We start from the raw sequence: 23,954 nt of genomic DNA on the forward strand, positions 1-23,954 counted from the left end.
GCGCTCATCAGCGCTCAACACGATCTCGACGGCATGCGGAGTAGGCATGACCCAGTCTAACAACTAGGCCGCAATTAACGACTCAGGACACTAGCGCGATTTGTGGAGTCTTTTCGGCGCTCACCGCCGCTCAGGCTCCACAAATCGCTCGTTGACATGCCGCGCCACCGCCGGTTACATTCCTGGGCATGATTGCAATTCTGGTTAACTTCACCAACTTAGTGGTGAAGTCGTGACCGCGGCTCCGGACCTCGACCGCACGGCGGGCAAGTACGAGCTGAGCCACCTGCGGTCGCTGGAGGCCGAGGCGATCCACATCATCCGCGAGGTGGCTGCCGAGCTCGAGAAGCCGGTGTTGCTGTTCTCCGGTGGCAAGGACTCGATCGTCATGCTTCATTTGGCGCTCAAGGCCTTTCGGCCTGGCCGACTGCCGTTCCCGGTGATGCACGTCGACACCGGCCACAACTTCGACGAGGTGCTCGCCGTCCGTGACGAGTTGGTCGAGTCGTCGGGCGTACGCCTCGTCGTGGCCAAGGTGCAGGACGACATCGACGCCGGGCGGGTCGTCGAGACCATCCCGTCCCGTAATCCGATGCAGACCTTCACGCTGCTGCGGGCCATCCGGGAGAACAAGTTCGACGCCGCCTTCGGTGGGGCACGTCGCGACGAGGAGAAGGCCCGCGCCAAGGAGCGGGTGTTCAGCTTCCGCGACGAATTCGGCCAGTGGGACCCCAAGGCTCAGCGGCCCGAGCTGTGGAACCTCTACAACGGCCGCCACCACAAGGGCGAGCACATCCGGGCGTTCCCGATCTCCAACTGGACCGAGTTCGACATCTGGTCCTACATCGGAGCCGAGAAGATCACGCTGCCGTCGATCTACTACGCGCACGAGCGGCCAGTCTTCGAGCGCGACGGCATGCTGTTGGCCGTCCACAAGTACATGCAACCCCGCAAGGACGAGGAGGTCGTCGAGAAGGTGGTGCGCTTTCGCACCGTCGGCGACGTCACCTGCACCGGCTGCGTGGAGTCCACGGCGCGCACGGTGTCCGAGGTGATCGCCGAGACCGCGGTCTCCCGACTGACCGAACGCGGCGCGACGCGCGCCGACGACCGCATCTCCGAGGCGGGGATGGAAGACCGCAAGCGCGAGGGGTATTTCTGATGAGCGCTTGCGCGAAGAAGAGAAGGCACAGTTGATGGCGACGTTGTTGCGTTTGGCCACCGCGGGTTCGGTCGACGACGGAAAGTCCACGCTCATCGGCAGGCTGCTGTTCGACAGCAAGGCCGTCATGGAGGATCAGCTGGCCGCAGTGCAGCGCACCTCCCAGGAGCGCGGCCACGACTACACCGACCTCGCCCTGGTGACCGACGGTCTGCGCGCCGAACGGGAACAGGGCATCACCATCGACGTGGCCTACCGCTACTTCGCCACGGCCAAGCGGAAATTCATCATCGCCGACACCCCGGGCCACGTGCAGTACACCCGCAACATGGTGACCGGCGCCTCGACCGCCCAACTGGTCATCGTGTTGGTCGACGCGCGGCACGGACTGCTGGAGCAGTCGCGCCGCCACGCCTTCCTGGCGTCACTGCTCGGTATTCAGCACATCGTGTTGGCGGTCAACAAGATGGACCTCGTGGACTGGAGCCAGGAGCGGTTCGAGAAGATCCGTGACGACTTCCACGAATTCGCCGCACGCCTGGACGTCCAGGACGTCACGACCATTCCGTTGTCGGCGCTCAACGGCGACAACGTGGTCACCAAGTCCGGCGCTTCGCCGTGGTACGAGGGGCCGGCATTGCTGAGCCACCTCGAAGAGGTCTACATCGCCGGCGACCGGAATCTGGTCGACGTTCGATTCCCGGTGCAGTACGTGATCCGGCCGCAGACCCGCGAGCACGCCGACCACCGCAGTTACGCGGGCACCGTCGCCAGCGGCGTGATGCGCACGGGTGACGAGGTCGTGGTGCTGCCGGCGGGGAAGACCAGTCGCATCACCGAGATCGAGGGTCCGGCAGGGCCTCTCGAAGAAGCGTTCGCGTCGATGGCGGTCTCGATCAGCCTGGCCGACGACATCGACATCTCGCGTGGCGACATGATCGCTCGGCCCAACAACCAGCCGCACGTCACGCAGGACTTCGACGCCACGGTGTGTTGGATGTCCGACGACGCCGCGCTGGAGCCCGGCCGTGACTACGTCATCAAGCACACGACGCGGACGACGCGGGCCAGGGTGACCGCACTCGACTACCGGCTCGACGTGAACACGCTGCACCGCGACAAGAGCGCAACGGCCCTGAAGATCAACGAACTCGGGCGGATCACGCTGCGGGCGCAGGTGCCGCTCCTGCTCGACGAGTACGCCCGTAACGCGGCGGTTGGCTCGTTCATCCTCATCGATCCCGACACCAACGGCACGGTCGCCGCGGGCATGGTCCGCGACACCACCCCGGCGGCGACGCGCTCGGCCACCCCGAACGCCGTCCGACACCAGAACCTGGTCACCGCCGAGGACCGGCTGTCGCGGGGGAGCACCGTGTGGTTCACGGGGCTGTCCGGCTCGGGCAAGTCGTCGGTGGCCATGCTCGTCGAGCAGAAGCTGCTCGAAAGTGGCCGTCCCGCCTATGTTCTCGACGGTGACAACCTGCGCCACGGGCTCAACGCCGACCTCGGCTTCACGATGGCCGACCGCGCCGAGAACCTGCGACGGCTGGCCCACATCGCGACGCTGCTGGCCGACTCCGGCCAGATCGTGCTGGTACCGGCCATCAGTCCGCTCGAGGAGCATCGGGCGCTGGCCCGAAGAGTGCACGAAGACCAGGGCTACGACTTCTTCGAGGTCTTCTGCGACACCCCGTTGCAGGACTGCGAGCGGCGAGACCCGAAGGGGCTCTACGCCAAGGCTCGCCGCGGGGAGATCACGCACTTCACCGGTATCGACAGTCCCTATCAGCGACCCAAGAATCCCGACCTGCGCCTGACTCCCGACTGCGACGTCACCGAACTGGCGCAGCACGTCATCGACATGATCGACGCGAAGAAGTGAGCATGGCCGACCACGAGCTGGCGGCACGCCTGGCGACCGAGGCCGGCGAGCTATTGCTCGAGGTGCGCGCGGAGTTGGCCGATGCCACCGCCGCCGAGCGTAAGGACGCCGGCGACAAGCGGTCCCACGCCTTCCTGATGACGGCGCTGGCCGACGAACGACCCGCCGACGCAGTGCTGTCAGAGGAGGCGACGGAGGAGGAGAAGGCCAATTCGACGCGACTGAGAGCCGATCGGGTGTGGATCGTCGACCCCCTCGACGGCACCCGGGAGTTCGGCGAGCTCGGCCGGGAGGACTGGGCGGTGCACGTGGCGCTGTGGGAGGCCGGCGAACTCGTCGCCGGCGCGGTCGCCCTTCCTGCGCAGGGCGTGACCTTGGCGACGCCGACCGTGGCACCGCCGGCGGCCGCGCCCGGGCCGCCGCGCGTCATCGTGTCCCGGACCCGACCGCCGGCGATCGCGCTGGCCGTGCGTGACGCGCTGAACGGCACGTTGGTCGAAATGGGTTCGGCGGGAGCGAAGGTGGCAGCGGTCGTGCAGGGTGTGGCCGATGCCTACGTTCACGCCGGTGGACAGTACGAGTGGGATTCGGCTGCGCCGGTCGCAGTCGCCCGTGCGGCGGGATTGTTCACCTCCCGACTGGACGGATCGCCGCTGCGGTACAACCAGGCCGACGTCCTGTTGCCCGATCTGATCGTCTGCCGCCCCGAGCTGGCCGACGCCGTGCTGGCGGTCACCACCGCCTGAGCGCCGAGCGTGGGCCTTGCGTACGAAACGTCGATGATCGACGTACGCAGCCGCCACGGTCGGTAGGTTGGTCTGATGAGCAACCAGACGCTGCGCGCATTGTCCGAACTTCCCCTGACGCCGGCGCCCCTGAGTGAATCGACTCTGGTTCTGATCGACTGCCAGAACACCTACACCCAGGGCGTCATGGAGCTCGACGGCGTGCAGGCGGCGTTGGACGAGACGGCGGCCCTGCTCGACCGGGCGCGGTCGGCCGGAATCCCCATCATCCACGTTCAGCACTCCGACGGTCCCGGCTCGCTGTACGACATCGACGGCGAAAGCGGTGCGATCGTCACCCGCGTCGCCCCGCGCGACGGTGAGGCCGTCGTGACGAAGCAGTATCCAAACTCGTTCGTGGAGACGGACTTCGACGACAAGCTGAAGGCGGTGGGTGCAGAGAACCTGGTGATCGCCGGTTTCATGACGCACATGTGCGTGAACTCGACCGCCCGCGGCGCATTCAACGCCGGTTACGCGCCAACGGTGGTGGCCGCCGCGACGGCCACGCGATCGCTTCCCGGAGTCGGGGGTGAACAGGTGACGGCGTCGACCCTGCAGTCGGCCAGCCTGGCCGCGCTCGCCGACCTGTTCGCCGTGGTGGTCCGCGGCGGCTCCGACATCCCCGACTGACGGCGACATCCAGAACACTGGTCACGGAGCACGTCCCCGGCAGACAATGAGCCCATGACACAGCCCTCGACCCGAGTCACCCGGCTCGACGAAAAGCAGGACGACTCGCGCAGCGCGCTGGAAGCCCTCCTGGACTGCACGCCACTGGCCACGGTCGCCCTCGTGCGCGATGGTCACCCGGTGATCTTTCCGACCGGATTCGCCCGTGTCGGTACCGATCTGGTGATCCATGGGTCGACCGGCTCGCCGTGGCTCCGCGCGCTGTCGACGGGTCTGCCCGCCGCGGTGTCGGTCACCACGCTGGACGGCGTCGTCGTCGCCCGCAGCGGTTTCGAATCATCGTTCCGATACCGCAGCGCGGCGCTGTTCGGCGTCTTCGAGCAGGTGTCCGGCGACGACAAGACCGCGTTGTTGGAGACGCTGACCGACACGTTCATTCCGGGTCGGGTCGCCGAGTTGCGACCCAGCACCCGCAAGGAGATCGCCGCGACGATCGTACTGAGAATGCCCATCGCCGAGGACAACTGGTCGTTGAAGATCAGTGCCGGCTGGCCCGAGGATCCCGACGAGGACGTCGCGGGCGACGCCTGGGCCGGCGTCGTACCCATGGCGGTGACCTACGGCGAACCGTTGCCCGCCCCAGACCTCACCGACGGCATCCCGGTGCCGGCCTCGGTCCGATCGTTCGCCGAGCGCTCAGTCCACTAGACCGGCACGGCGGTAGAGGTCGGTTCGCCGGTCGCGATGGACGTCGTTGTTCTCGTTGAACTTCTTGATGCGCGATTCCGCGAGGTCTACGTCGGCGGTGATGCGGTCGGGTGTGCCGTAGTCGGCGATTGCCATCGGGTAGCCGTCGGCGTCGACGATCACGCTGCCGCCGACCCAGTCCTGACCACGTTCGACTCCGGCGCGGTCGCACACGGCGATCGCCATGCGGTTCATGCCCGCACCCGCGAGGGCCCGCACCTGCTCGGTCGGCCGCTCACCCTCGGGGCGGGGCAGCAGCGGCCAGTTGACGGGCGCGCACAGCAGGTCCGCCCCCTGGAGGGCGACGGCCCGCACCCATTCGGGAAATTCGATGTCGTAGCAGACCATCACGCCGAGGCGACCATGGTCGGTGTCCACGACCAGCGGCAGGTCGTCGGCACGGTCGAAGACCCGGTTCTCGGCGTCCCACAGGTGTGCCTTGCGGTAGACACCGCGCAGACCGCTGGGGTCGACGACGGCGGCGCTGTTGTAGACCTGGTCACCGGCGGCCTCCGGAAAGCCCGCGATGATCGTCACGCCGAACGACTCTGCGAGATTGGCCCATTCGGTGATCGCGGGCCCGTCACGGGTCTCGGCCAGCGCTTCGAGTTCGGCGCGATCGGCGAACACGTACCCCGATGACGCGAGCTCGGGCAGTACGACGATCTGTGCGCCGTCGCGGGCGGCCTCCTCGACGGCGGTTCGGGCGGTGGTCAGGTTGCCGGTGGTGTCACCGATGTGCAAGGGGATCTGACAGCAGGTGACGCGGGTAGTCATGTGTCGATGGTGGACCATCCTCGTGATATTCGCAGCCACGTCGATGGCATGATTCGCCTATGCGGATGTCGGCCAAGGCGGAGTATGCCGTCCGGGCGATGGTGCAGCTGGCCACGGTCGCCGACGGCGTGCTGGTCAAGACCGACGATCTGGCCAAGGCCCAGGGCATCCCGCCGCAATTCCTCGTCGACATCCTCTCCGATCTACGTACCGACCGACTGGTGCGCAGTCACCGCGGACGCGACGGGGGCTACGCGCTGGCCAAGCCCGCAGCCGAGATCAGCATCGCCGACGTGTTGCGGTGCATCGACGGCCCGTTGGCCAGCGTCCGCGACATCGGGCTCGGGGACCTGCCGTATTCGGGGCCGACCGCGGCGCTGACCGACGTCTGGCGGGCGCTACGCGCCAGCATGCGGTCGGTGCTGGAGGAGACGAGTCTCGCCGACGTCGCCAGCGGTGACCTTCCCGGTCACGTCGCCGCTCTTGCCGGTGACTACGTCGGCCAGGAGGAGGAGCGGGGCCACGGCTGAGAAGGCCGAATCAATCCCGTGAACCACCGTCGGCGGCCTCGCGTCGACGTGCAGGATGTACCCCATGAGTTTCGACGTCCGCTCCCTCGACAAGCCGGTGATCGTCGCCCCCATGGCGGGCGGACCGACGACGCCGGAGCTCGCCGCGGCCGGATCCAACGCCGGCGGACTGGGGTTCCTGGCCGCCGGTTATCTCACCGCCGAGGTGCTGGCCGAGCGCATCGCGGCGGCGCGCCAGCTCACGACGGGTCCGCTCGGGGTGAACCTGTTCGTGGTGCAGTCGAGCGCGGCCCGTCCCGACGCCGTCGCCCGCTACGCCAAGGATCTGGCCCCGGAGTCGGAGCGCTACGACGCACGCCTCGGTGATCCGCGCTTCGACGACGACGACTGGTCGGCGAAGCTCGAAGTGGTCTTGGACCTCTTGCCCGAGGTGGTGTCGTTCACGTTCGGACTTCCGTCTGCGCAGGAGTGCAGCACGCTCAAGGACGCGGGCATCTGCACCGTCGCCACCGTCACCACCCTGGCCGAGGCGGAGCGTGCCGTCGCGTGCGGCGTCGATGCCGTCGCCGTTCAGGGCCCCGCCGCGGGCGGCCATCGTGGCACGCTCGACCCCGCCGCCGCCCCGGCGACCCAGCCGCTCGGCCAGCTGGTTCGGTCGACGACCATCGCTCTCGAGGTTCCCGTGATCGCCGCGGGCGGTCTGATGACGGCGGTCGACCTCGCCGACGTCTTCGCCCTCGGCGCCGTTGCGGCGCAACTGGGTACGGCCTTCCTGCTGGCCGACGAATCGGGTAGCAGTCCGGTGCACCGGGCCGCTCTCAAGGACCCTCAGTTCACCGAAACGGTGGTGACGCGGTGTTTCTCGGGCCGGTATGCGCGCGGCCTACGCAATCGCTTCGTCGACGAGCACGACGCGCAGGCGCCACCGGGCTACCCGGAGATCCACCACCTGACCAGCCCGGTGCGCACTGCGGCCGTCCGGTCGGGCGACCCGCATGGCGCGAACATCTGGGCGGGCACGGGATTTCAGAAGGCCGTCGCCGGACCCGTCGCCGAGGTGATGGCTTCGCTGGTGTAGTCCCGAGGCTACCTCCGGGCGGTCACCGCGACATTGCCGTCCTCGGAGCGCACCGTCACCTCGGACGCGGCGCGCGCAGGATCGGTCGTCTCCGGCACATCGACGGTCGAGGCGTCGCCGGATTGGGTTCGAACTAGGTACGGCCCGGCAGGCGGCAGCGTGATGGCGACGTCGCCATCACGTGTGGTGGCCTCGATGCTGCGCGGAGTGGCGTCCCCAAACGCCACGATGACGTCACCGTCGACGGATCTGCTTACGAAGGACTCGGCGACCGACAGCGGCTTTCGCGCAATGACGTCTCCGTCACGGGCGGTGACGTCGACGACGTGCACGGCGCCGCTCAGCAAGACGTCGCCATCGGTACTGTTCACGGTCAACCGGTCGAGGTCGGCGTCGACCCGTAGTGTGCCGTCGTCCTGCTGGGTGGTGACCGACAACGTCGGTCCCACACTCGGTGGCAGTGTCACGGTGACCTCACCGGTCCTGTTGAACGCCAGGAAGTGTCCATGATTGGGGGTGACGACTATCCGTGTTCCAGCAGCGTCGTTCATGACCTCGAGACGCTGCTGACCGCCTCGTGAGGATCGCACCGAGCGTAATTCGACCCGGGGCGCGATGGCCTTGGGGTCAGTCGTCACGCGGATCGCGGCGTCGGAGGCGTCGATGACCAGTGACCGCATGCCCTTTGGCAGGTCCTTGCCGTCGGTGGTGACCCGCAGCGAGGCAATCCCGAAGGCGGCCATCCCAAGAGTGGTCACGCAGGTGACGACGAGAACCGCCGCGGCGATCGCCAGCAGGACGCGTATCGCGGTGCGGTTGCCGGGCGTGAGAGGCGGCGGAGTCGAGGGGGGAGCGAAGGTGGTCATGGGTGAAGGGCCTTCCAGTCGTTCAGGATTCGAGGTAGCGAAGGACGGCGAGGACGCGGCGGTTCTCGCTCTCGTCGGGAGTCAGGTTCAATTTCGCGAAGATCGAGGCGATGTGCTTCTCGGCGCTGCCGACCGAGACGTGAAGCGACGCCGCGATCGCGGAGTTCGCGCGGCCCTCGGCCATGAGTTGCAGCACTTCGAGTTCGCGCGGGGTGAGTGACTCGAGGGTGGAGCGCTGCCGCGACCGGACCAGGATCTGGGAGACCACCTCGGGGTCGAGCACGGTGCCGCCACCGCCGACCGTCTCGACGGCGGCGAGGAACGACGGCACGTCGGCGACGCGGTCCTTGAGCAGGTAGCCGAAACCCCTGGTGTCCGAGGCGATCAGGTCGGCTGCATAGCGCTCCTCGACGTAATGCGACAGGATCAGGACCGGCGATTCGGGGTTTTGACTACGCAGCAGTGCCGCCGCGCGGATGCCCTCGTCGGTGAACGTCGGCGGCATCCGGACGTCGAGGACGGCCAGATCGGGCCGAAGCTCGTTGACGATGCGCAGCAGGTCGGTGGCGTCGGCCACGCCGGCCACCACCTCGTGTCCGGCGTCGACCAGGATGCGCTCGATGCCCGCCCGCAGGAGTGCGGAGTCCTCGGCGATCACGATGCGCATGGCAGCACCGCCGTCACGATCGTGGAACCGGTGACCGGACTGGACACCTCGAAGGTGCCGCGCGCGGCCGTGACGCGTTCCCCGAGCCCCCGCAGGCCCGTGGCGTCGTCGTCGGCGGTCACGGTCGCACCGCCGATTCCGTCGTCGTAGACCGACACGAACAGGGCGTCGGTCGCCTCGTCGAACCGCACGGTGACGACGGCCTGGGTGGCTCGGGCATGCTTGGCCACGTTGGTCAGCGCCTCGGCGACCACGAAGTAGGCGCAAGCCTCCACTTCCTCGGGCAGGCGCCGAGGTAGGTCGACGGTCAACGTCGTTGGCACACCGGATGTCTCGATGCGTTGCACCACCGAGGACAGCGCGGCATCCAGGCCGCGGTCCGGCAGGATGGTGGGCGCGATGCCGCGAACCACGTTGCGCAGCTCCAGCAGCGCGCTCTTGGCGTCCTCGTGGGCCTCGCCGATAAGTATCTTGGCCTGCGGTAGGTCGGTGTCGAGCTTGGTCTGGGCCAGACCGATCGTCATGGCCAGGGACACCAGCCGCGGCTGCACGCTGTCGTGCAGGTCCCGCTCGATGCGATGGCGCTCGGTCTGCGCCGATGAGACCGCGCCGCGCCGTGCGTGGGAGAGCGCGCTGACCTCGTGCTGGAGCGCGGCCGTCGCCGACGGCGGCAGCAACCAGCGGTCGACGGCGGCGTCGACGAGCGGGGCGAACACGACGATGGCGACGGCGGCGATCAACGCTACGAGGGCCAGCGCCCACGCCAGTGGCGGGGAGATGAACCTGAAGTCGACGCCCACGTCGCTGCGCCGGGCTGCCGTGGCGACCGCCGGGCCGACGAGGGCGAATGCCAAGAGTGCCAAGGCAATGCCGGCGGCGAAGATGTCGAAGGTCAGTCGTAGGTAGTGGTGGGCGACGACCTTCCAGAAGCGGGTGCTGCCGATGTCGAGCCACAGCTGATGTGCCCATCGTTGGAAGCCGTCGTACGGTGAGATCCTCCGCGGAGGAACGGGAATGCCGAATCCGAATACGGCCTCGCTCCGGATACGCTCCACCCGTTCGACTCCGCGGACGAGGTAGACGAATACCACGACGGCAACGGCGAATCCGAGCACGGAGGGGATCGACGAGATGGCGATGACGGCGACGGTCAGGGGGATCCAGAACCACACGACGCCCAGCGCGGCGCCGGTCAGCATCGACGCCGACGGGATCAGGCCGATTCGGCGGACCGGCGCGGGGTCGTCCTGGCGGGGGAGCGGCATGTCGAGGGTCGTCGTAACCATGTGTTCAACCTAGGGAGTCGTAGCGGTCCGGCGGTATGGCGTTTTCCCGCGACGTCGACGGGGGATATCCCCCGCACCGATGAGTTTCCGGCAGTGCAGCGGTCTGCCCCGGTACCAAATGATCTACAGCGAGGAGCCCTCCGTGAACGTCGACACCCCCGACAGCACCGCCCCGAGCACGTCATCCCGGCTCGGACCCAAGGTCGGCATCATGATCAGCGTCTTGGTCGGAGCCTTCCTGGTGTTCGACGTCGTCGGTAAGCTCGCCGGTTTCCCGCAGGTCAAGGAGGGGACTGAGGCGCTGGGATTTCCGGCTCACCAGGCCGTCGTCATGGGCGCGGTGCTCGCGGCGTGCGTCGTGGTCTACGCGATCCCACGCACCGCGGTGCTGGGGGCGCTTGGCATCACGGCCTACCTCGGGGGAGCCGTCACTGCGAACATGCGGATAGAGGCGCCGCTGGTCAGCACCACCCTGTTCGCCGTCTATCTCGGCGTGCTGATGTGGGTCGGCATGGTGCTGCGTCGTCCTGAACTCTTGAGGGTGGCCGGCCTGACTCGCTGAAGTCTGCCGCGGCGCCGACCGTCGGCATGCCAGACTCCGATCGTGCACATCGGAATGACCCTGCCGGTGATGGAGCCCGACGTCGACGGCGCCACACTCGAGAACTGGGCTCGCATCGTCGATGACGGCCCGTTCAGCTCGTTGTGTTGGGGTGAGCGCATCGCCTTCGGCAACCCCGATTCGTTGACGTTGCTCGGGGCGGTGGCGGCGTGGACCCACCGCGTTCGCCTGGTGACGACGGTCGTGGTGCCACAACTGCACGACCCGGTGATGCTCGCCAAGGGTCTCGCCACGGGCGACATGTTGTGCGGTGGTCGGCTGACCGTCGGCATCGGCGTCGGCGGCCGCAAGGAGGACTACGACGCCGTCGGCGCGGACATGGCGACGCAGACGATGCGCGGCATGGCCGAGCGCGTCACGATCATGAAGCGCGTGTGGGCTGGGGAGAAGGTGACCGAATCGGTTCTGCCCGTGGGTCCTTCACCGGTACAGCCCGGTGGTCCGCGGCTCCTGGTGGGCACCATCGGACCCAAGACCGTCCGGAGCGCGGCGCAGTGGGCTGACGGGATGGCGGGCACCACCCTCGATCTCGACGTCGGCGCGCAGGACGAGCTGTTCGACGTCGCGAGGACCGCCTGGAGTGAGGCCGGCAAGCCGAAACCCCATCTTGCGACGTCGTTTTGGTTTGCGATGGGTGAAGGCGACGGTCCACGCGCGCAGATGCATCGCCATCTTCGGCGCTACATGAACTGGATTCCGGCCGAATTCGTCGATGCGATGGCCCCCACGACGGGGTGGACGGGCGACGAGGACGATCTTCGCGCGGTGTTGCGCGCCTTCGAGGCCATCGGGACCGACGAGGTCCACCTCATCCCGACCAGCACCGACGTCGACCAACTGCGCCGGGTCGCCGACGTCGCCGCGTACTTCTCCTGACGGACCGCCCTAGGCGGACGAGGACTCCTGTCCGTAGCCCGCGAGCCGGCGGCCCACCTCGGCGATCTCCTCGTCGGAGAGCACCCGCACCGGGGCGCCGCTGGCCATCGCCCGCAGCTGCACGTCGCACACGTACTCGAGGTAGGCCACCATGCTCAGGACCTTGGGCAGTGCCGCCCCGACCAGGACGGCACCGTGGTTGCCCATCAGGGCGGCCGTGCGGTCGCGCAGCGCGGCGGTGACGTTGTCGGCGAGTTCCGGGGTGCCGAACGTGGCGTACGGCGCCACCCGGACAGTGCCCCCGAAGAGGGCCGAATAATAGTGCGAGGCCGGCACTTCGTCGACGACGGTCGACAGCGCGGTCGACGCCGGACCGTGCGTGTGCACCACCGCGGTATGGCTCGTCTCCCGGTACACGGCGAGGTGCAGGGCCAACTCGCTCGACGGCTCCAGCACCGCGTCTACCGGCCGGCCGTCGAGGTCGTGGATGCCCACGTCGCCCGGTGACATCGCCTCGTAGTCGACTCCGCTGGGGGAGATGACCACGAGGTCGTCGACGCGGACCGACACGTTGCCCGCCGTGCCCACGACCAAGCCGGAGCGGCTCAGGGACAGGCAGGATTCGACGACCTGCCGGCGTTCGGACTCCAGGCGAAGGCTCATGGCTCGAGGATGTACTTCGAACCGCGGCCGGCCGCCATGTCCTCCAGGCTCGGCACCAACTGATCCAGCGGTCGGCGTTCGGTGACGAGCATCGACCCGTCGACCTTGCGGCTGGCCAGCAGTTCGACGGCGGTGCGCACGTAGTTCGGCGTGTGGTGGAAGACGCCCTTGAGGGTGTACTCCTCGTAGTGCATCGCACTGGAGTCGACAGAGAACGGTGCGCCCTTGGGCGTCCCGCCGAAGAGGACGGCGGTGGCACCCGGGCGCAGCGTGCGCACGGTCTGCTCCCACACCTGGGGGAGTCCGACCGCCTCGATGCCGACGTCGGCGCCGCGGCCGTGCGGCGTACGGGCCTTGATCAGTGCCACGCGGTCCTCGAAGTCCGGCACGTCGGACAGGTCGATCACGTCGACGGCACCCGCCAGCTTCGCCTGCTCGAGGCGCCACGGGGACTGGTCCACGGAGATGACGTTGGCACCGCGCAGCGTGGAGAGCCGCACGAACATCAGGCCGATGGGACCCGCACCGTGGACCACCACCGTGTCGCCCAATTCGATTCCGGTCTCGGCCATTCCGTGCACGACGGTGGCCAAGGGCTCCAGTGGGGCGGCATCGGCGAAGTCGAGGTCGTCGGGCAGCTTGTAGGTGTTGCGGGCCACGATCGCGGCGGGGATCACCACCTCCTCGGCGAACGCACCGTTGAGGAACTCCAGGTTCTCGCAGAGGCTCTCGCGGTTGCGGACACACGCCCAGCAGTGCCCGCACGGCACGGTGTTCGCGGCGGTGACGCGGTCGCCGACGGCGAACTGGTCGACGCCGTCGCCGACCGCGGTGATGACGCCGGCGAACTCGTGGCCGAAACGCGCTGGCAGGGTGGGGAACAGCTTCGGGTGCCCGCGCCGGTAGGACTTCAGGTCCGTGCCGCACGTCGCGGCGGCGCGGACCTCGACCAGCACCTCGCCCGGCGCGGGCTCGGTGGACGTCACGTCCTCCAGCCGTAGTTCCCCTGGCCCGTAGAACATGGCCGCTCTCATCGGTGGTCTCCTAGCGGTAGGTCGTGCAGATCGTGAAGCAGGTCGCGGGTGGTGGAGTAGAGGCGCTCGTAGATCGTGCGCAGGTCGCCGTAGGCCGCGGCGGCCCGGGGCCGAGGTTCGACGACGGCGTCGGTAGTCGCCAGCGCGGCGGCGGCCTCGGGCAGCGAGGCGTACTCGCCGATCGCGGTCAGGGCGATGGCGGCGGCACCGAGTGCGCTGACCTCCCCGGCGGCGCTGACCTCCAGCGGACGGTCGAAGACGTCGGCGAGGATCTGCGTCCACAGGGCGCTCCGCGCCCCGCCACCCATGGCGCGCAGCACCTCCACGCGTTCGCCGCGCGCGGCCTCCAAACCGTCGAGCTGCATGCGCAATTCGAAGGCGATGCCCTCGAGCAGCGACCGGTAGAAGTGCGCGCGGGTGTGGCAGCCCTGCCAACCCAGCGTCACCCCCGAGGCCTGGCTGTCCCAGTGTGGCGTCTGCGCGGCGTTCCAGTACGGCAGCGTCAGCAGCCGCTCACTGCCGATGGGCAGGGCGGCGGCGTCGCGTTCGAGGCCAGGATCCGGCGCGCCGGCCAGGTCGGGGTCGCCGAACTGCTGGCGGAACCACGTCGACAGGTAGGTGCCCGACGAGCTGAACGTCTCGACGGTGGTCTGCCCCGGCATCGCGGAGATCATCGACCGGTAGGCCCGGGCGGGCAGGTACGCAGTGGTCTCGCTGCCGATCACCACGGCGGTGCCCAGCACGAGGTAGGCGCTGCCCGGGTCGGTCACCCCGAGGCCCAGGCCGGCGGTTTGACCGTCACCGGTGCCGGCGACCACCACGACGTCGGCACCGAGGCCCCACCCGTCGGCGACCTCGGCGCGCAGTGGCCCGAGCGACGTCCCGGTGGGCACCAGGTCGGGAAGCTGCTCGCGACGTACCCCGGCCAGCTCGAGGAGTTCCTCGGCGTAGTCACCGGTGGCCTGGTCGAGCAACGCGAGCGGGTCTACCGAGGCGGTGCTCGACGTCCAGCGGCCGGTCATGGCGTGCACCAGGTAGGTGTGTACGTCGGCGATACGGCTGCTGCGAGAGAGGGTTTCGGGCTCGTGGTCGCGCAACCACAGGAGTTTGTACAGGCCGGGAGTGATGTCGGCCGGCTTGCCGCAGAGCAGTTCGACCCGGTCGGTGCCATAGCGGCGGGCCTCGGCGTGCGCCCGGCCGTCCATCCACAGCATGGCTGGCCGCACCGGTTCACCGTCGGTGTCGAGGCAGACGAAGCTCTCGCGTTGGTGGGTCACGCAGATCGCGGCGACCGACGCCGGATCGTCGACGTGAGCGAGGGCTCGTCGCACGGCCTGATCGGTCGCCGTCCACCAGTCGGGGGCGTTCTGCTCGAACCAGTGCGGCGCCGGGCTGGCGGTCTCGAGGGGATGAGAGCCGGCGCCGACCTCGCGCCCGGTGCGGTCGACGACGATGGCCTTCGCGGCCGTCGTCGAGCAGTCCACGGCGATGACCAAGGGAGAATTCACGGCAGAACCTCGTCGAGAATCGTTGCAGCACTTGAACGAACGGCCATCACGACGTTGGCCCCGGCGTCCTCGAGTCGCTGTACCTCCTCGGTCTCGAGTCCGTCGTCGACGACGACGGCGTCGAACTCCTCCACGTCGCAGATGCGGTGGACGGCGCGTCGGGTGAACTTGGTGTGGTCGACGAGAAGGACGCTCAACTCGGCACTCTCGATGAAGGCGCGTTTGAGGTCGGCAGCGGCGCTCGACGGATGGAAGCACATGCCGCGGGACACTGCGGGCACCGACATGAACAGGACGTCATAGTGCATGTCGCGCAGCGTCCGAACCGATTGCGGGCCGACGAAGGAGGAGAAGTCGGCTACGTAGTCCCCGCCGACGGCATTGAGCCGGACCTCCGGGTCGGTGGCCAATTCGTTGATGGCGGGCAGGAAGTTGGTGACCACGGTCAGCGGCAGGTGTGCGCGCAGGGCGGGCAGCACATGCAGGGCGGTGGTGCTGTCGTCGACGGCGACGGCCTGCATGTCGACCCGTTGCATCGCCCATTGGTATCCGGCCCGGGCGAGCGCGTCCTTCTCGGTGACGTTGAGTCCGCGCCGCATTTCGACGCTGCGCTCGAACGCCTCACTGGGCGGGGCCTCCGCGCCGGAGCGCACCTTGCGCAGCATGCCCTGGGCGTCGAGCTGGTCGAGATCGCGGTGAATGGTCATGGTGCTGACGCCGAACCGGTCGGCGAGTTCGTCGATGCGGGCACCGCCGCGGGACTTCACGAACGCCACGATCTCGGAGCGACGGTGGACGTGACCGCTGATCTTCGTCGACTGCGCCACCGGGTGCTCCCTTCCGCTCGACTGCCCTGCACTCGGCAACGTAACACCAAATATCACATCGAAACAGTGGTTTTGTGATTTCGTGAGTCGCATCGTGGGCGACGGCGGCGACCCCGTGCACCCGGAATAAAGTCCACCCTCGGCGAGCTTGGCTGAAGGAGCCATCCCCCCGCGTCAGGAGCCCTCATGACTCGTCCCATCCGCATTGCCGTGCAAATTCAGCCCGGCGGCACGCCCGACTACCGCACCTGGCGCGACGCCGTCGCCGCCGCCGACGACCTCGGGGTCGACGTGATATTCGGGTACGACCACTTCCACCGGCCGGCGATGGAGGGCATCGTCGACGGCAAGCCGATCATGTCCGACGAGCAACCCGACGTCGCCAACTTCGAGGGATGGACGGCGCTCGCCTCGTGGGGTGAGATCACCTCGCACGCCGAGATCGGGCTTCTCGTCACCGGTGTCGGCTACCGCAACCCCGACCTGCTCGCCGACATGGCACGCACCGTAGACCACATCAGCGGCGGACGGCTCATCCTCGGGCTCGGCGCCGGCTGGTACGAAAAGGACTACACGACCTACGGTTATGACTTCGGCACGTTCGGCTCTCGCTTCGACCTGTTCGACGAGAGCTTGGTCCGCATCGAGAACCGCCTCGCTGCACTGGTTCCGCCGCCCGTACGCAAGCTGCCGATTCTCATCGGCGGCACCGGCCCTAAGCGCTCGCTGCCCGCGGTGGCGCGGCACGCCGACATCTGGCACGCATTTCAGGAGCTCGACGCCTTCCGCAAGTCCGCCGACCGCGTCGACGAACTGGCCGCGAGTTTCGGCCGCACCGGTGCCGACATCGAGCGCTCGACGCTGTGGGTGGACGGTGACTCCGCCGACGCATTCCGCGAGGCAGGCGTGACGCTGTTCCAGACGGAGCTCACGGCCGACGACGGTTACGACCTGGAGCCGCTCAAGGCGGTACTCGCCTGGCGGGACAACGGGTAGTCGCTCGGGTCGCTACTCGTCCTTGGTCGCGGAGATGGCAGGCGGTCAGTTCGTCAGAACGAACATTCGGGTCGAGATGGTGCCCCCGGCAGGATTCGAACCTGCCGATGCTCTCACAGCAAACACCTCTTCTGACCTGATGTTCCGTTGCAGTACAACGTGTTTCGGCGCTACACCTAGTTGTGTTTCGCTCGTCATACACCTGTACGTAGCGGTTCAGATGGGTAAGATATAGGTAGACCGCAGCAACAACGCAGGTCAGCGACGAGGGCGGCAGGAATCATGGATCTGAGAACGTACACAGAATCGTTTGCTATTGCGCGATGCATTGTAGAAACGCAGTTCAAAGTGATCAATCGATGAGCGGCAGAAAGGGACGGCGGTCGTGGGGCAACATCAAAAAGCAGCCCACGAAGGTGCCCAGCTTTCAAGCCAGCTTCATCGGGCCGGACCTTCGACGGCACTACGCACCCCACACGTTCGACTCGAAGATGCACGCCGAAGGCTGGCTAGTGCGCGAGAAAGACATTCTCGACACCGCCACCCGAACCGGCGAGCGATGGAAGCCGCCGAGTGAACGCGTCGCCGAAACCAAGGCTGAAGTCATCCGGTTGACCGAATACGGCAAGACGGTCATCGATCAACGCATCCTGCGTCCACGAACCCGAATTGAATACGAATCGAAGTGGTCGCAATTGATCGAACCCGGCCTAGGGCACTTGCCGGTGCGCGACCTCACGACGACGGCGGTTCGCGGATGGTTCACGGCGCTGGACGGGACCAAGGCAACGCGCAACGGTCACGCCTATTCCATCCTCAACATGATCTGCAATACCGCCGTCAGTGACGGGCTACTCGAACGCAACCCCTGCGACGTGCGGGGCGCGATGAATCCGAAGGTGCGCAAAAAGGTCAAGATTCCGACGACGGTCGAGCTGCACGGCATTGCCGACAAGCTCGGCGCTGATCCGCGCTACGAACGATTTCGCGCCCTGGTGCTGCTCGCGGGGTGGTGCGGAATGCGTTTCGGTGAGGTCTCCGAATTGCGCCGCCGCGACTTCGATCCCCAGTGCACTTCGGTCACGGTTTCGCGCGGCGTCACACACCGGCTTGGCGAGGATGGTTCGCGCTGCCGCATCGATGCCACCAAAAACGGGGAGGAACGCACCGTGGCGATTCCACCGCATATCCGCGATGACGTGAAAACGCATCTGTCTCGATTCGTGGGGAGTAGTCCCGACGCATTGCTGTTTGCACCGGCTCGCGGCGGCTGCCATCTCAATGACCGCGTGTTCAACAAAGACGTATTCCAGAAGGCAGCGAAAGACGTTGGACGCGAGGACTTGTCGGCTCACGACTTGCGCCGATTCGCCGGGACGAAGAACGCTGCGGTGGGGTCGCTCGCTGAGAACATGGCTCGGCTCGGCCACAAGACTGTCGGCGCGGCGATGCGCTACCAACACTCCCAAGATGGACGCGATGCCATCGTGGCCGCGAGCTTGTCAACGAATGCGCTCGCGGAACTGGCTGAGGTTGATCAGCGCCAACCTGGCTGACGATACCGATTGCATGCGTGGAACAATCCGAACGTGGATTTGACTGCGTGGGCACCGCTTATCGCGTTTGGTGGCGTGGCCATCGGAGCCGTTGGCACCTGGGTCACGCAATGGCTCACTAGACGACAGACGTTGGCGCTTTCAATCGCTACTCAGAAGACAGCGTTGCGAACAGACCGGCGCGAAGCGATCTACGCATTTTTGGAAGCTATTCAGGATGCAGAGAAGGTCGCGGAACGGGTGCGAAGAACCCAGAACATCCCGGGCCAAGGACCAGGTCTAGGTCAAGCGGGCATGCAGAACTTTACAGATCAGACCATCGAGAGAACCGAGATAATGCATCGAATTTGGTTCAGGCAGAAGGCATTGGAGGTCGTCGGCACCGAAGAGCTTGCGAGCCACGCCACCGCCTATGCTCTCAAGGTTCGCGACGTTTTGAACGGTCAGATGCCAAGTGGCAAGTCGAGCGCGACTCATGTCCAACCTGAGAAGGCCAAGTTCGTAGAGGTGGCCCGAGGAGTTCTCGACGCGGGTCTCGACAGCTAACGTCTCCACATAGGTAGGGGATAGGTAGAGAACGGTTTATTTGCGGCGTTTGCACTGCTCAGCGCCAGGTTCCCCGCAGGTTTGATACCTGCGGACCTATGAAGCGGTTGGACATGTAATGCGTCGATAACGTTACAGTGCAATACATTTCATGATATTCGACCTGGTGGCAATGCTCTTTGTTCGGTGCGCTCCCGTTGGTACGCCTCACGGGATGCCAGCGCCTCGGCTTGGCGCTCGGCGACGATGCGGCGCTGATACTCGGCTTGGGCGGCGTATGCGTCGGCGCGCGTCATCATCCCGTCAGGGGGCGGGCCGCTGGCGGCGAACGGGTTGAGTGAGTCGTCTTCATCATCGGTTCCCGACGCCGTGGCAGCCGTGGGCGGCCAAACGTCGCCATCTGGTGTCACCGTGTAGCCGCGATCCTGTTGATTGCGCAGCGGGCCGTACACGTCGAAGTCATCATCGACCACTTCCGCATCGACTGGCTCGGCACTGACCGCCAGGGCGGGTGGGGGTTGATCCGATTCGGAATCGGTTCCGTCTGCGATCCCACGACGGAAAGCCTCGCGGCTGCCGCCAGTCATTGCACCGATCTGGTCCATGATCTGATCGACGGGCTTGACGCCAATTTCAACTTCGATGCCAGGCTTGAGTCCAGCTCGGTCGAGAGCATCACGAATTGCGTTGAGCTTGACCGCATCCGAAACCTTCTCATCGGTAGCCATATTGAGCAATTCCTTTGCCATGCGGTCGGCTGCATTCGCGAGCCTGGCACGCGCTGCGTTGCGGACGTGTCTGGCAGCGCCGCCGTGAAATTTGCAGACCGTCGCCCCGCGCAGCGCCGCATTCTTGCACTGATCGCCGTTCTTCTTGTGCGCGGTGCATTGGCGATGCGGCACGGGTGACTTCGACCAGTCGCGGCCTTCGATGGGTGATTCCTTCGATGGGTTAGTCATCCTCGTCTCCTTCTTCGTCGTCGTTGTATTCGTCGGTTTCATCCATCGCGGCGTAGCCCGATGAATCGTCTTCGTCCTCTTGCCAGCGCAACGCCACGTGCCAGCCCTTGTATCCATTCACCACCGCTGGTGTGATGGGCTGGGGATCGACCATCACGGATGTACCGAAGGCGGCCCCGAATAACTTCGACAGGCCAAGTGCGAAAAACTCTCCGGCCTCGCGCACGTCGCTGGCGTTGAACTTGCTTGGCCGCATGGAACCGCCTGCGGTGCCAAGAAATTCAGTCAACGCGTCGTTGAGCGTTGCACTGAACCTGAACGTGCGTCGATGTGTCCAGCAGTACCGCCCGCCGACGTTGCCGTCTACCGGCCTGCCGCATGATTCGATGCCGCACCACACCGACGTGAATTGACCCGCTTCGCCTGCCGTCGCGTCCATCGCCTCTGTACTCATAACGCCGTTCCATCCGAGTCTTCGACCGCCGACGCGATTCGTTCCAACAGCGTCACTGCGTCGGCAACAGATCGCGCGATGGCCGCGTGCGAAGCGGCGTGCGCCAACGCGATGAGCTTGTGCCAGTCGTCACTGGGCAATCCATCGGCTGTGCCATCGACCAATTGCGTTGCCAATGCGGCAGTTTCATTGCAGGTAGTCGGTTCCATTGTCATCTCTCTTACTTCGTGGTGGGTTACTTGATGGTCGTTCTCTAGTCGGTTCATTCGCTTCTCAACCCGTCCTGCCGGTGGCCTCGGACCTGTTCCCTCTCCTATAGAGAGGAGAGAGGGGAACGGCCCTCCTGAGGCGGATTAAAACCTGTTCTGACCTGTTCGGAACAGCCTGACCAGGCAAAACGGCAATCTGTTCTGACCTGTTCGGAACAGAAAACCTGTTCTGGCGACCTGTTCCAGCAAACCCCGAAAAACACTGTCTTCGCAGGTGAGACCTGTTCCGAACAGAAAATGGGCCGACCTGGGGTTTTGGGGGACCTGTTCCGAACAGTTTTCGGCCATCGCTCACGGCTGCTGCCCACCGTTCTGCGCCGCCTGCATGGCCCGTGTGTGACGGAACTTGACCGCCGCCGCCCATACCGCTGCTGAGGCTGCCAACGAACCGCCTGCGGTCTTGTAGGCGGTCTGCGCCTTCTCGCGACCCAATTTGACCGCGACGTTGAGCGCGTCGAGTTCATTCACCAGCGCCCCCACCTTGGGATGCATGGGCACGATTTGACCGTTGGTCAACGTGACCGCTTGAGCCAATGCATCGGTGCCGGGTTCGTGCCGAAGGGGTCCGTCGAGCCGCCGCAGTCGCACCGTCTCTGCGAAGTGCTGGCGGCGTCGTTTGCCCAACGTCAGCGTCAAATCATCACTACCGGCTTTGTCGGAGGTCAGCCGGTAGTCGGCGTCAACGTCGGAGAGCTTGTGCGAGCTTCCGCGCGGGCCTCGGTCGACATCCTTGCCCAAGTGATCCAGCCGCAGCACGGCGATGTGTTTGTCGCGCAGCGGTTGAATTGCTTTGCGGTAGAACTGGCTCCACGTGTCGGCGTCGTTCTCGCCGCCGTCGATGAAGCGGCTCACGGTGTCGAGCACGACTAGATCAACTTCGCCGCCCATCCCTGCGGCTAGATCGCTGATCAGCGTGAGGAATTCGTTCGCCCCCTTGTCGGAATCCAATCCGGCGAGATCGGGGAAGGTGACGACCGATAGGTTCGGCAGATCAATCGGCGCTTGCATGGCCTCAAGTCCGTCGCGCCACCAGTCCTCGCCGTTCTCGGCGTCGAGATAGATCACCTTCCCCGGTTGCACGGCCTCGGTGGGATCGACAGCGGAGCGTCCTAGGCAGGCGTCAACGACGACCGAGCGCGCCAAGATGGATTTACCCGTGCCGGGGGCCGACGACAACGACACGTAGGAGTCATGCGCCAGCACGTCGGGAAGCAACCACGCGACCGGCTTGGATGGTTCGGTGCGCAGGCGTCGCAGATCAAGCGGGGCATTTGGTGGCCGGGCTTCGGCACATTCGACGGCCTTTCCGCTGGGATCGGCGGATTGATCGGGTCGGCCGGCGTCGGCGGGAGAGTTCACGTTGGTACGGCCCGACGTGATCCCCGATAGGGCTAGCGCCGATTCAATCGCGGGTGTGGTGTCGCGGGAGTCGGTGCCCTTCGCACGGTTCTCGCGAGCCGCGAGCACGTCGGGATCGACGGCCAGCGCACGCCTGACCGCATCGCTCCACGAATGCGCGAAGTCGTCGGGTTGAAAATCCTCACCGCGCTGCGCGCAATTCTCGCGCGACGCAGTCTCGATGGCTTCGCGCCCTTCGGAGGCAGACACCTTGTCGACGGCAGCGGCGCGAGCAATCCGACACAGCGATGCGAACTCCGCATCATGGCGGTTCAGCGGTGTTCGATCTTCGATTCTGCCCCGTCGCTTGCGTTGACCGGCACGGCTCAGGTGGAAGTCCTCCACTATCGCGGCCAATGCGCCGGGGCGGGTTGTGGTGGTGTGTTTGGCGATGAACTCGGACACGTCGGTGGTCGTCACCAGGCGCACCACCCCGCCCTGGCGTTGACCCTTGGTCCGCAGTTCCGCCGCGATGGCCTCGGGAAGCGTCTGCGCCTCGCCTTGCCGAATCCATTCGTACCGGCCACCCGCACCCGCTTTCGCATGACGGGTAGGGGAGAGGATCAGTCCGCCACCATCGCCACGCACTTCGCCCCACGCCATCGCGGGGCAGCCGATGCGTTCACCGGAAGGTTGATCGAACCAATAGTGCCCGCGCCTGCCGTCGTCGGAACGGGTCGACTGAAACGGCGCGGTGTCGAGCCACGGCCACCAGTGAGCCGGTACCTCGTCGGGTCGGTCCACGTCGAGCACGACGCAATCGGCGGCACCGGGTGAGGTCGCAATGCCGGTGGCTCGCGCGCCGAACGCTTCGAACCACCCCGCGATCACGGTTGCATCAGTACTGACGTGTTCGTGCCATTTGTCGCCATCGGCGCTCGCGTCACCGACGAGGTTGCCGCACTGTTTGTGATTGCCTAGCCCAGCGTCAAACACCACCACGGGAATCTCGTTGGCGGCGTACTGCATTGCCGCAACATCGACGGGGGTCGGCGTTTTCCCGCTGGCCGTGTCGGTGGAGTGCGCTAACATGTCACTGGTTCCTGATTCTCAGTCGGTGCCGTTGCCCCCTGGTCCCCGTCGTCGGGCCAGGGGGCGCTCGTTTGTAGCGAATCTATCGGCGCGGCAACGGTATTGGTGACTGGCTCGCCGGTAGTCTGGTCGGTACTGCGTTTCTGCTGCGCAGGGCATGCCGACCGGCTGAGGTTTCGAATCGGGCCACGTATTCGACCCGCAGCCGGTCGGTTTCGTTTATGGCTCTCCGTCAGTTCAATCGTCCTGATCGATTGCGCTGGAATCACTTTCAGTCTGCATAGGCGTGAGTGGTTTGAAGGCGTACGGCGCGAATCCATCGGTGTAGGGCGCTTCGATACGGCATTCGCGAGGATCAACACCGTTGATTACGAGGAAGTAGCTCAGGCACATCGTGCAGAACCGCGCGAGGACCAACAGATCACCACGGGCGAACGGCACGGTGACGAATTCCTTCGCCAGATAGGCGCGGCGCATCTTGCCCCACACCCGGTGTTCGTCGTAACCGTCGTGCCGGGCGATGCCTTCCAACCGGCTGTTGTGGTTGTCGATGCAACTGCCGAACTCGGTGCCGTCCGACAGGCGCAAATCGCAGTGCGTTTTCTCTGCGATCACTGCATAGGCGTCGGTCAGATCGGTGGCGGAATCCATCACGCGCGGTGCGAATCCATCCACCGTAGAGGCGATGACCGGCACGCGGGGAGGGTCTGCTGCACCATTAGGTGACAGTTTCGGTCACGCGGCCTGACTGGCCGGTGTGGTCATGATTGCTTCGTATTCGATCGGGGTCAACCGGCC

At 66.2% G+C, this 23,954-nt stretch carries 25 protein-coding genes; 12 read left to right on the forward strand and 13 right to left on the reverse strand.

All coding sequences use genetic code 11. The annotated features are described in order from the left end of the window. Positions 1-232: 232 nt before the first annotated feature. The 5 genes from cysD (at position 233) to ABZ195_RS28200 (ending at position 5,173) form a co-directional block, all read left to right on the forward strand. The gene (gene cysD / locus ABZ195_RS28180) at positions 233-1,162 is read left to right on the forward strand and encodes a sulfate adenylyltransferase subunit CysD (RefSeq protein WP_355223180.1); all 930 of its coding nucleotides are present in this window, start codon (positions 233-235) and stop codon (positions 1,160-1,162) included. A 7-nt stretch (positions 1,163-1,169) separates the two neighbouring features. Further along, positions 1,170-3,047: a sulfate adenylyltransferase subunit CysN gene (gene cysN, locus ABZ195_RS28185; protein ID WP_355223181.1), complete on the forward strand. Its 1,878-nt coding sequence runs from the start codon at positions 1,170-1,172 to the stop codon at positions 3,045-3,047. 2 nt (positions 3,048-3,049) lie between these two features. Further along, on the forward strand, positions 3,050-3,793 hold the full coding sequence (locus tag ABZ195_RS28190; protein ID WP_355223182.1) for a 3'(2'),5'-bisphosphate nucleotidase CysQ: 744 nt from the start codon (positions 3,050-3,052) through the stop codon (positions 3,791-3,793). A 75-nt stretch (positions 3,794-3,868) separates the two neighbouring features. Next, the gene (locus ABZ195_RS28195) at positions 3,869-4,465 is read left to right on the forward strand and encodes a cysteine hydrolase family protein (protein ID WP_355223183.1); all 597 of its coding nucleotides are present in this window, start codon (positions 3,869-3,871) and stop codon (positions 4,463-4,465) included. A 54-nt stretch (positions 4,466-4,519) separates the two neighbouring features. Continuing rightward, positions 4,520-5,173 carry a pyridoxamine 5'-phosphate oxidase family protein gene (locus ABZ195_RS28200; RefSeq protein WP_355223184.1) on the forward strand — a complete coding sequence of 218 codons (654 nt, stop codon included), beginning with the start codon at positions 4,520-4,522 and terminating at the stop codon, positions 5,171-5,173. On the opposite strand, the gene ABZ195_RS28205 is transcribed toward ABZ195_RS28200, so the two are convergent. Further along, positions 5,162-5,989 carry a nitrilase-related carbon-nitrogen hydrolase gene (locus ABZ195_RS28205; RefSeq protein WP_355223185.1) on the reverse strand — a complete coding sequence of 276 codons (828 nt, stop codon included), beginning with the start codon at positions 5,987-5,989 and terminating at the stop codon, positions 5,162-5,164. The two genes, ABZ195_RS28200 and ABZ195_RS28205, sit on opposite strands and share 12 nt — an antisense overlap. A 59-nt stretch (positions 5,990-6,048) precedes the next feature. Between ABZ195_RS28205 and ABZ195_RS28210 the strand changes: the two genes are divergently transcribed. Continuing rightward, entirely contained in the window at positions 6,049-6,519 is a 471-nt protein-coding gene (locus ABZ195_RS28210; protein WP_355223186.1) for an RrF2 family transcriptional regulator, read from the forward strand. 64 nt (positions 6,520-6,583) lie between these two features. Next, positions 6,584-7,597 (forward strand): nitronate monooxygenase, encoded by a 1,014-nt coding sequence (locus tag ABZ195_RS28215; protein ID WP_355223187.1) that lies wholly within the window; start codon positions 6,584-6,586, stop codon positions 7,595-7,597. Positions 7,598-7,605: 8 nt separating this feature from the next. Here ABZ195_RS28215 and ABZ195_RS28220 read toward each other — a convergent pair whose 3' ends face one another. From ABZ195_RS28220 to ABZ195_RS28230, 3 genes are read right to left on the reverse strand one after another with little or no spacing between them, the layout of a single operon-like run. Then, a complete protein-coding gene (locus ABZ195_RS28220; protein ID WP_355223188.1) occupies positions 7,606-8,463 on the reverse strand; it encodes a DUF4097 family beta strand repeat-containing protein in 858 nt (285 codons plus the stop codon). Between the two features lie 22 nt (positions 8,464-8,485). Further along, positions 8,486-9,130 carry a response regulator transcription factor gene (locus tag ABZ195_RS28225; RefSeq protein ID WP_355223189.1) on the reverse strand — a complete coding sequence of 215 codons (645 nt, stop codon included), beginning with the start codon at positions 9,128-9,130 and terminating at the stop codon, positions 8,486-8,488. Next, a complete protein-coding gene (locus ABZ195_RS28230) occupies positions 9,118-10,395 on the reverse strand; it encodes a histidine kinase (protein ID WP_355223202.1) in 1,278 nt (425 codons plus the stop codon). Before ABZ195_RS28230 ends, ABZ195_RS28225 begins: the two co-directional genes overlap by 13 nt. A 139-nt stretch (positions 10,396-10,534) precedes the next feature. Between ABZ195_RS28230 and ABZ195_RS28235 the strand changes: the two genes are divergently transcribed. After that, on the forward strand, positions 10,535-10,978 hold the full coding sequence (locus tag ABZ195_RS28235; protein WP_355223203.1) for a DoxX family protein: 444 nt from the start codon (positions 10,535-10,537) through the stop codon (positions 10,976-10,978). Between the two features lie 54 nt (positions 10,979-11,032). Continuing rightward, a complete protein-coding gene (locus ABZ195_RS28240) occupies positions 11,033-11,914 on the forward strand; it encodes an LLM class flavin-dependent oxidoreductase (protein ID WP_355223204.1) in 882 nt (293 codons plus the stop codon). Between the two features lie 9 nt (positions 11,915-11,923). On the opposite strand, the gene ABZ195_RS28245 is transcribed toward ABZ195_RS28240, so the two are convergent. From ABZ195_RS28245 to ABZ195_RS28260, 4 genes are read right to left on the reverse strand one after another with little or no spacing between them, the layout of a single operon-like run. Beyond that, positions 11,924-12,577 carry a class II aldolase/adducin family protein gene (locus ABZ195_RS28245; RefSeq protein ID WP_355223190.1) on the reverse strand — a complete coding sequence of 218 codons (654 nt, stop codon included), beginning with the start codon at positions 12,575-12,577 and terminating at the stop codon, positions 11,924-11,926. Further along, positions 12,574-13,611, reverse strand: a complete 1,038-nt coding sequence (locus tag ABZ195_RS28250; protein ID WP_355223191.1) for an alcohol dehydrogenase catalytic domain-containing protein — start codon at positions 13,609-13,611, stop codon at positions 12,574-12,576. Before ABZ195_RS28250 ends, ABZ195_RS28245 begins: the two co-directional genes overlap by 4 nt. Further along, the gene (locus tag ABZ195_RS28255) at positions 13,608-15,119 is read right to left on the reverse strand and encodes an FGGY family carbohydrate kinase (RefSeq protein WP_355223192.1); all 1,512 of its coding nucleotides are present in this window, start codon (positions 15,117-15,119) and stop codon (positions 13,608-13,610) included. Before ABZ195_RS28255 ends, ABZ195_RS28250 begins: the two co-directional genes overlap by 4 nt. Beyond that, on the reverse strand, positions 15,116-15,946 hold the full coding sequence (locus ABZ195_RS28260) for a DeoR/GlpR family DNA-binding transcription regulator (protein WP_355223193.1): 831 nt from the start codon (positions 15,944-15,946) through the stop codon (positions 15,116-15,118). The genes ABZ195_RS28255 and ABZ195_RS28260 overlap by 4 nt, the downstream gene beginning before the upstream one ends. A 186-nt stretch (positions 15,947-16,132) precedes the next feature. Between ABZ195_RS28260 and ABZ195_RS28265 the strand changes: the two genes are divergently transcribed. The 3 genes from ABZ195_RS28265 to ABZ195_RS28275 all read left to right on the forward strand — a co-directional run bounded on the left by ABZ195_RS28265 (position 16,133) and on the right by ABZ195_RS28275 (position 19,044). Further along, positions 16,133-16,942 carry an LLM class F420-dependent oxidoreductase gene (locus ABZ195_RS28265; protein ID WP_355223194.1) on the forward strand — a complete coding sequence of 270 codons (810 nt, stop codon included), beginning with the start codon at positions 16,133-16,135 and terminating at the stop codon, positions 16,940-16,942. 359 nt (positions 16,943-17,301) lie between these two features. Continuing rightward, complete coding sequence (locus tag ABZ195_RS28270; protein ID WP_355223195.1) at positions 17,302-18,498, forward strand: site-specific integrase; 1,197 nt, start codon at positions 17,302-17,304, stop codon at positions 18,496-18,498. 33 nt (positions 18,499-18,531) lie between these two features. Next, positions 18,532-19,044: a hypothetical protein gene (locus ABZ195_RS28275; protein ID WP_355223196.1), complete on the forward strand. Its 513-nt coding sequence runs from the start codon at positions 18,532-18,534 to the stop codon at positions 19,042-19,044. Positions 19,045-19,193: 149 nt separating this feature from the next. Here ABZ195_RS28275 and ABZ195_RS28280 read toward each other — a convergent pair whose 3' ends face one another. The 5 genes from ABZ195_RS28280 to ABZ195_RS28300 form a co-directional block, all read right to left on the reverse strand. Beyond that, complete coding sequence (locus ABZ195_RS28280) at positions 19,194-20,003, reverse strand: hypothetical protein (RefSeq protein WP_355223197.1); 810 nt, start codon at positions 20,001-20,003, stop codon at positions 19,194-19,196. Then, a complete protein-coding gene (locus tag ABZ195_RS28285; protein WP_355223198.1) occupies positions 19,996-20,457 on the reverse strand; it encodes a hypothetical protein in 462 nt (153 codons plus the stop codon). Before ABZ195_RS28285 ends, ABZ195_RS28280 begins: the two co-directional genes overlap by 8 nt. Then, complete coding sequence (locus tag ABZ195_RS28290; RefSeq protein ID WP_355223199.1) at positions 20,454-20,723, reverse strand: hypothetical protein; 270 nt, start codon at positions 20,721-20,723, stop codon at positions 20,454-20,456. Before ABZ195_RS28290 ends, ABZ195_RS28285 begins: the two co-directional genes overlap by 4 nt. Positions 20,724-21,017: 294 nt before the next feature. Beyond that, positions 21,018-23,156 carry an AAA family ATPase gene (locus ABZ195_RS28295; RefSeq protein WP_355223200.1) on the reverse strand — a complete coding sequence of 713 codons (2,139 nt, stop codon included), beginning with the start codon at positions 23,154-23,156 and terminating at the stop codon, positions 21,018-21,020. Positions 23,157-23,393: 237 nt separating this feature from the next. After that, complete coding sequence (locus ABZ195_RS28300) at positions 23,394-23,852, reverse strand: hypothetical protein (RefSeq protein ID WP_355223201.1); 459 nt, start codon at positions 23,850-23,852, stop codon at positions 23,394-23,396. Between the last annotated feature and the right edge of the window lie 102 nt (positions 23,853-23,954).

Source organism: Mycobacterium sp. NPDC006124, assembly GCF_040614235.1.
Classification (GTDB): Bacteria; Actinomycetota; Actinomycetes; order Mycobacteriales; family Mycobacteriaceae; genus Mycobacterium.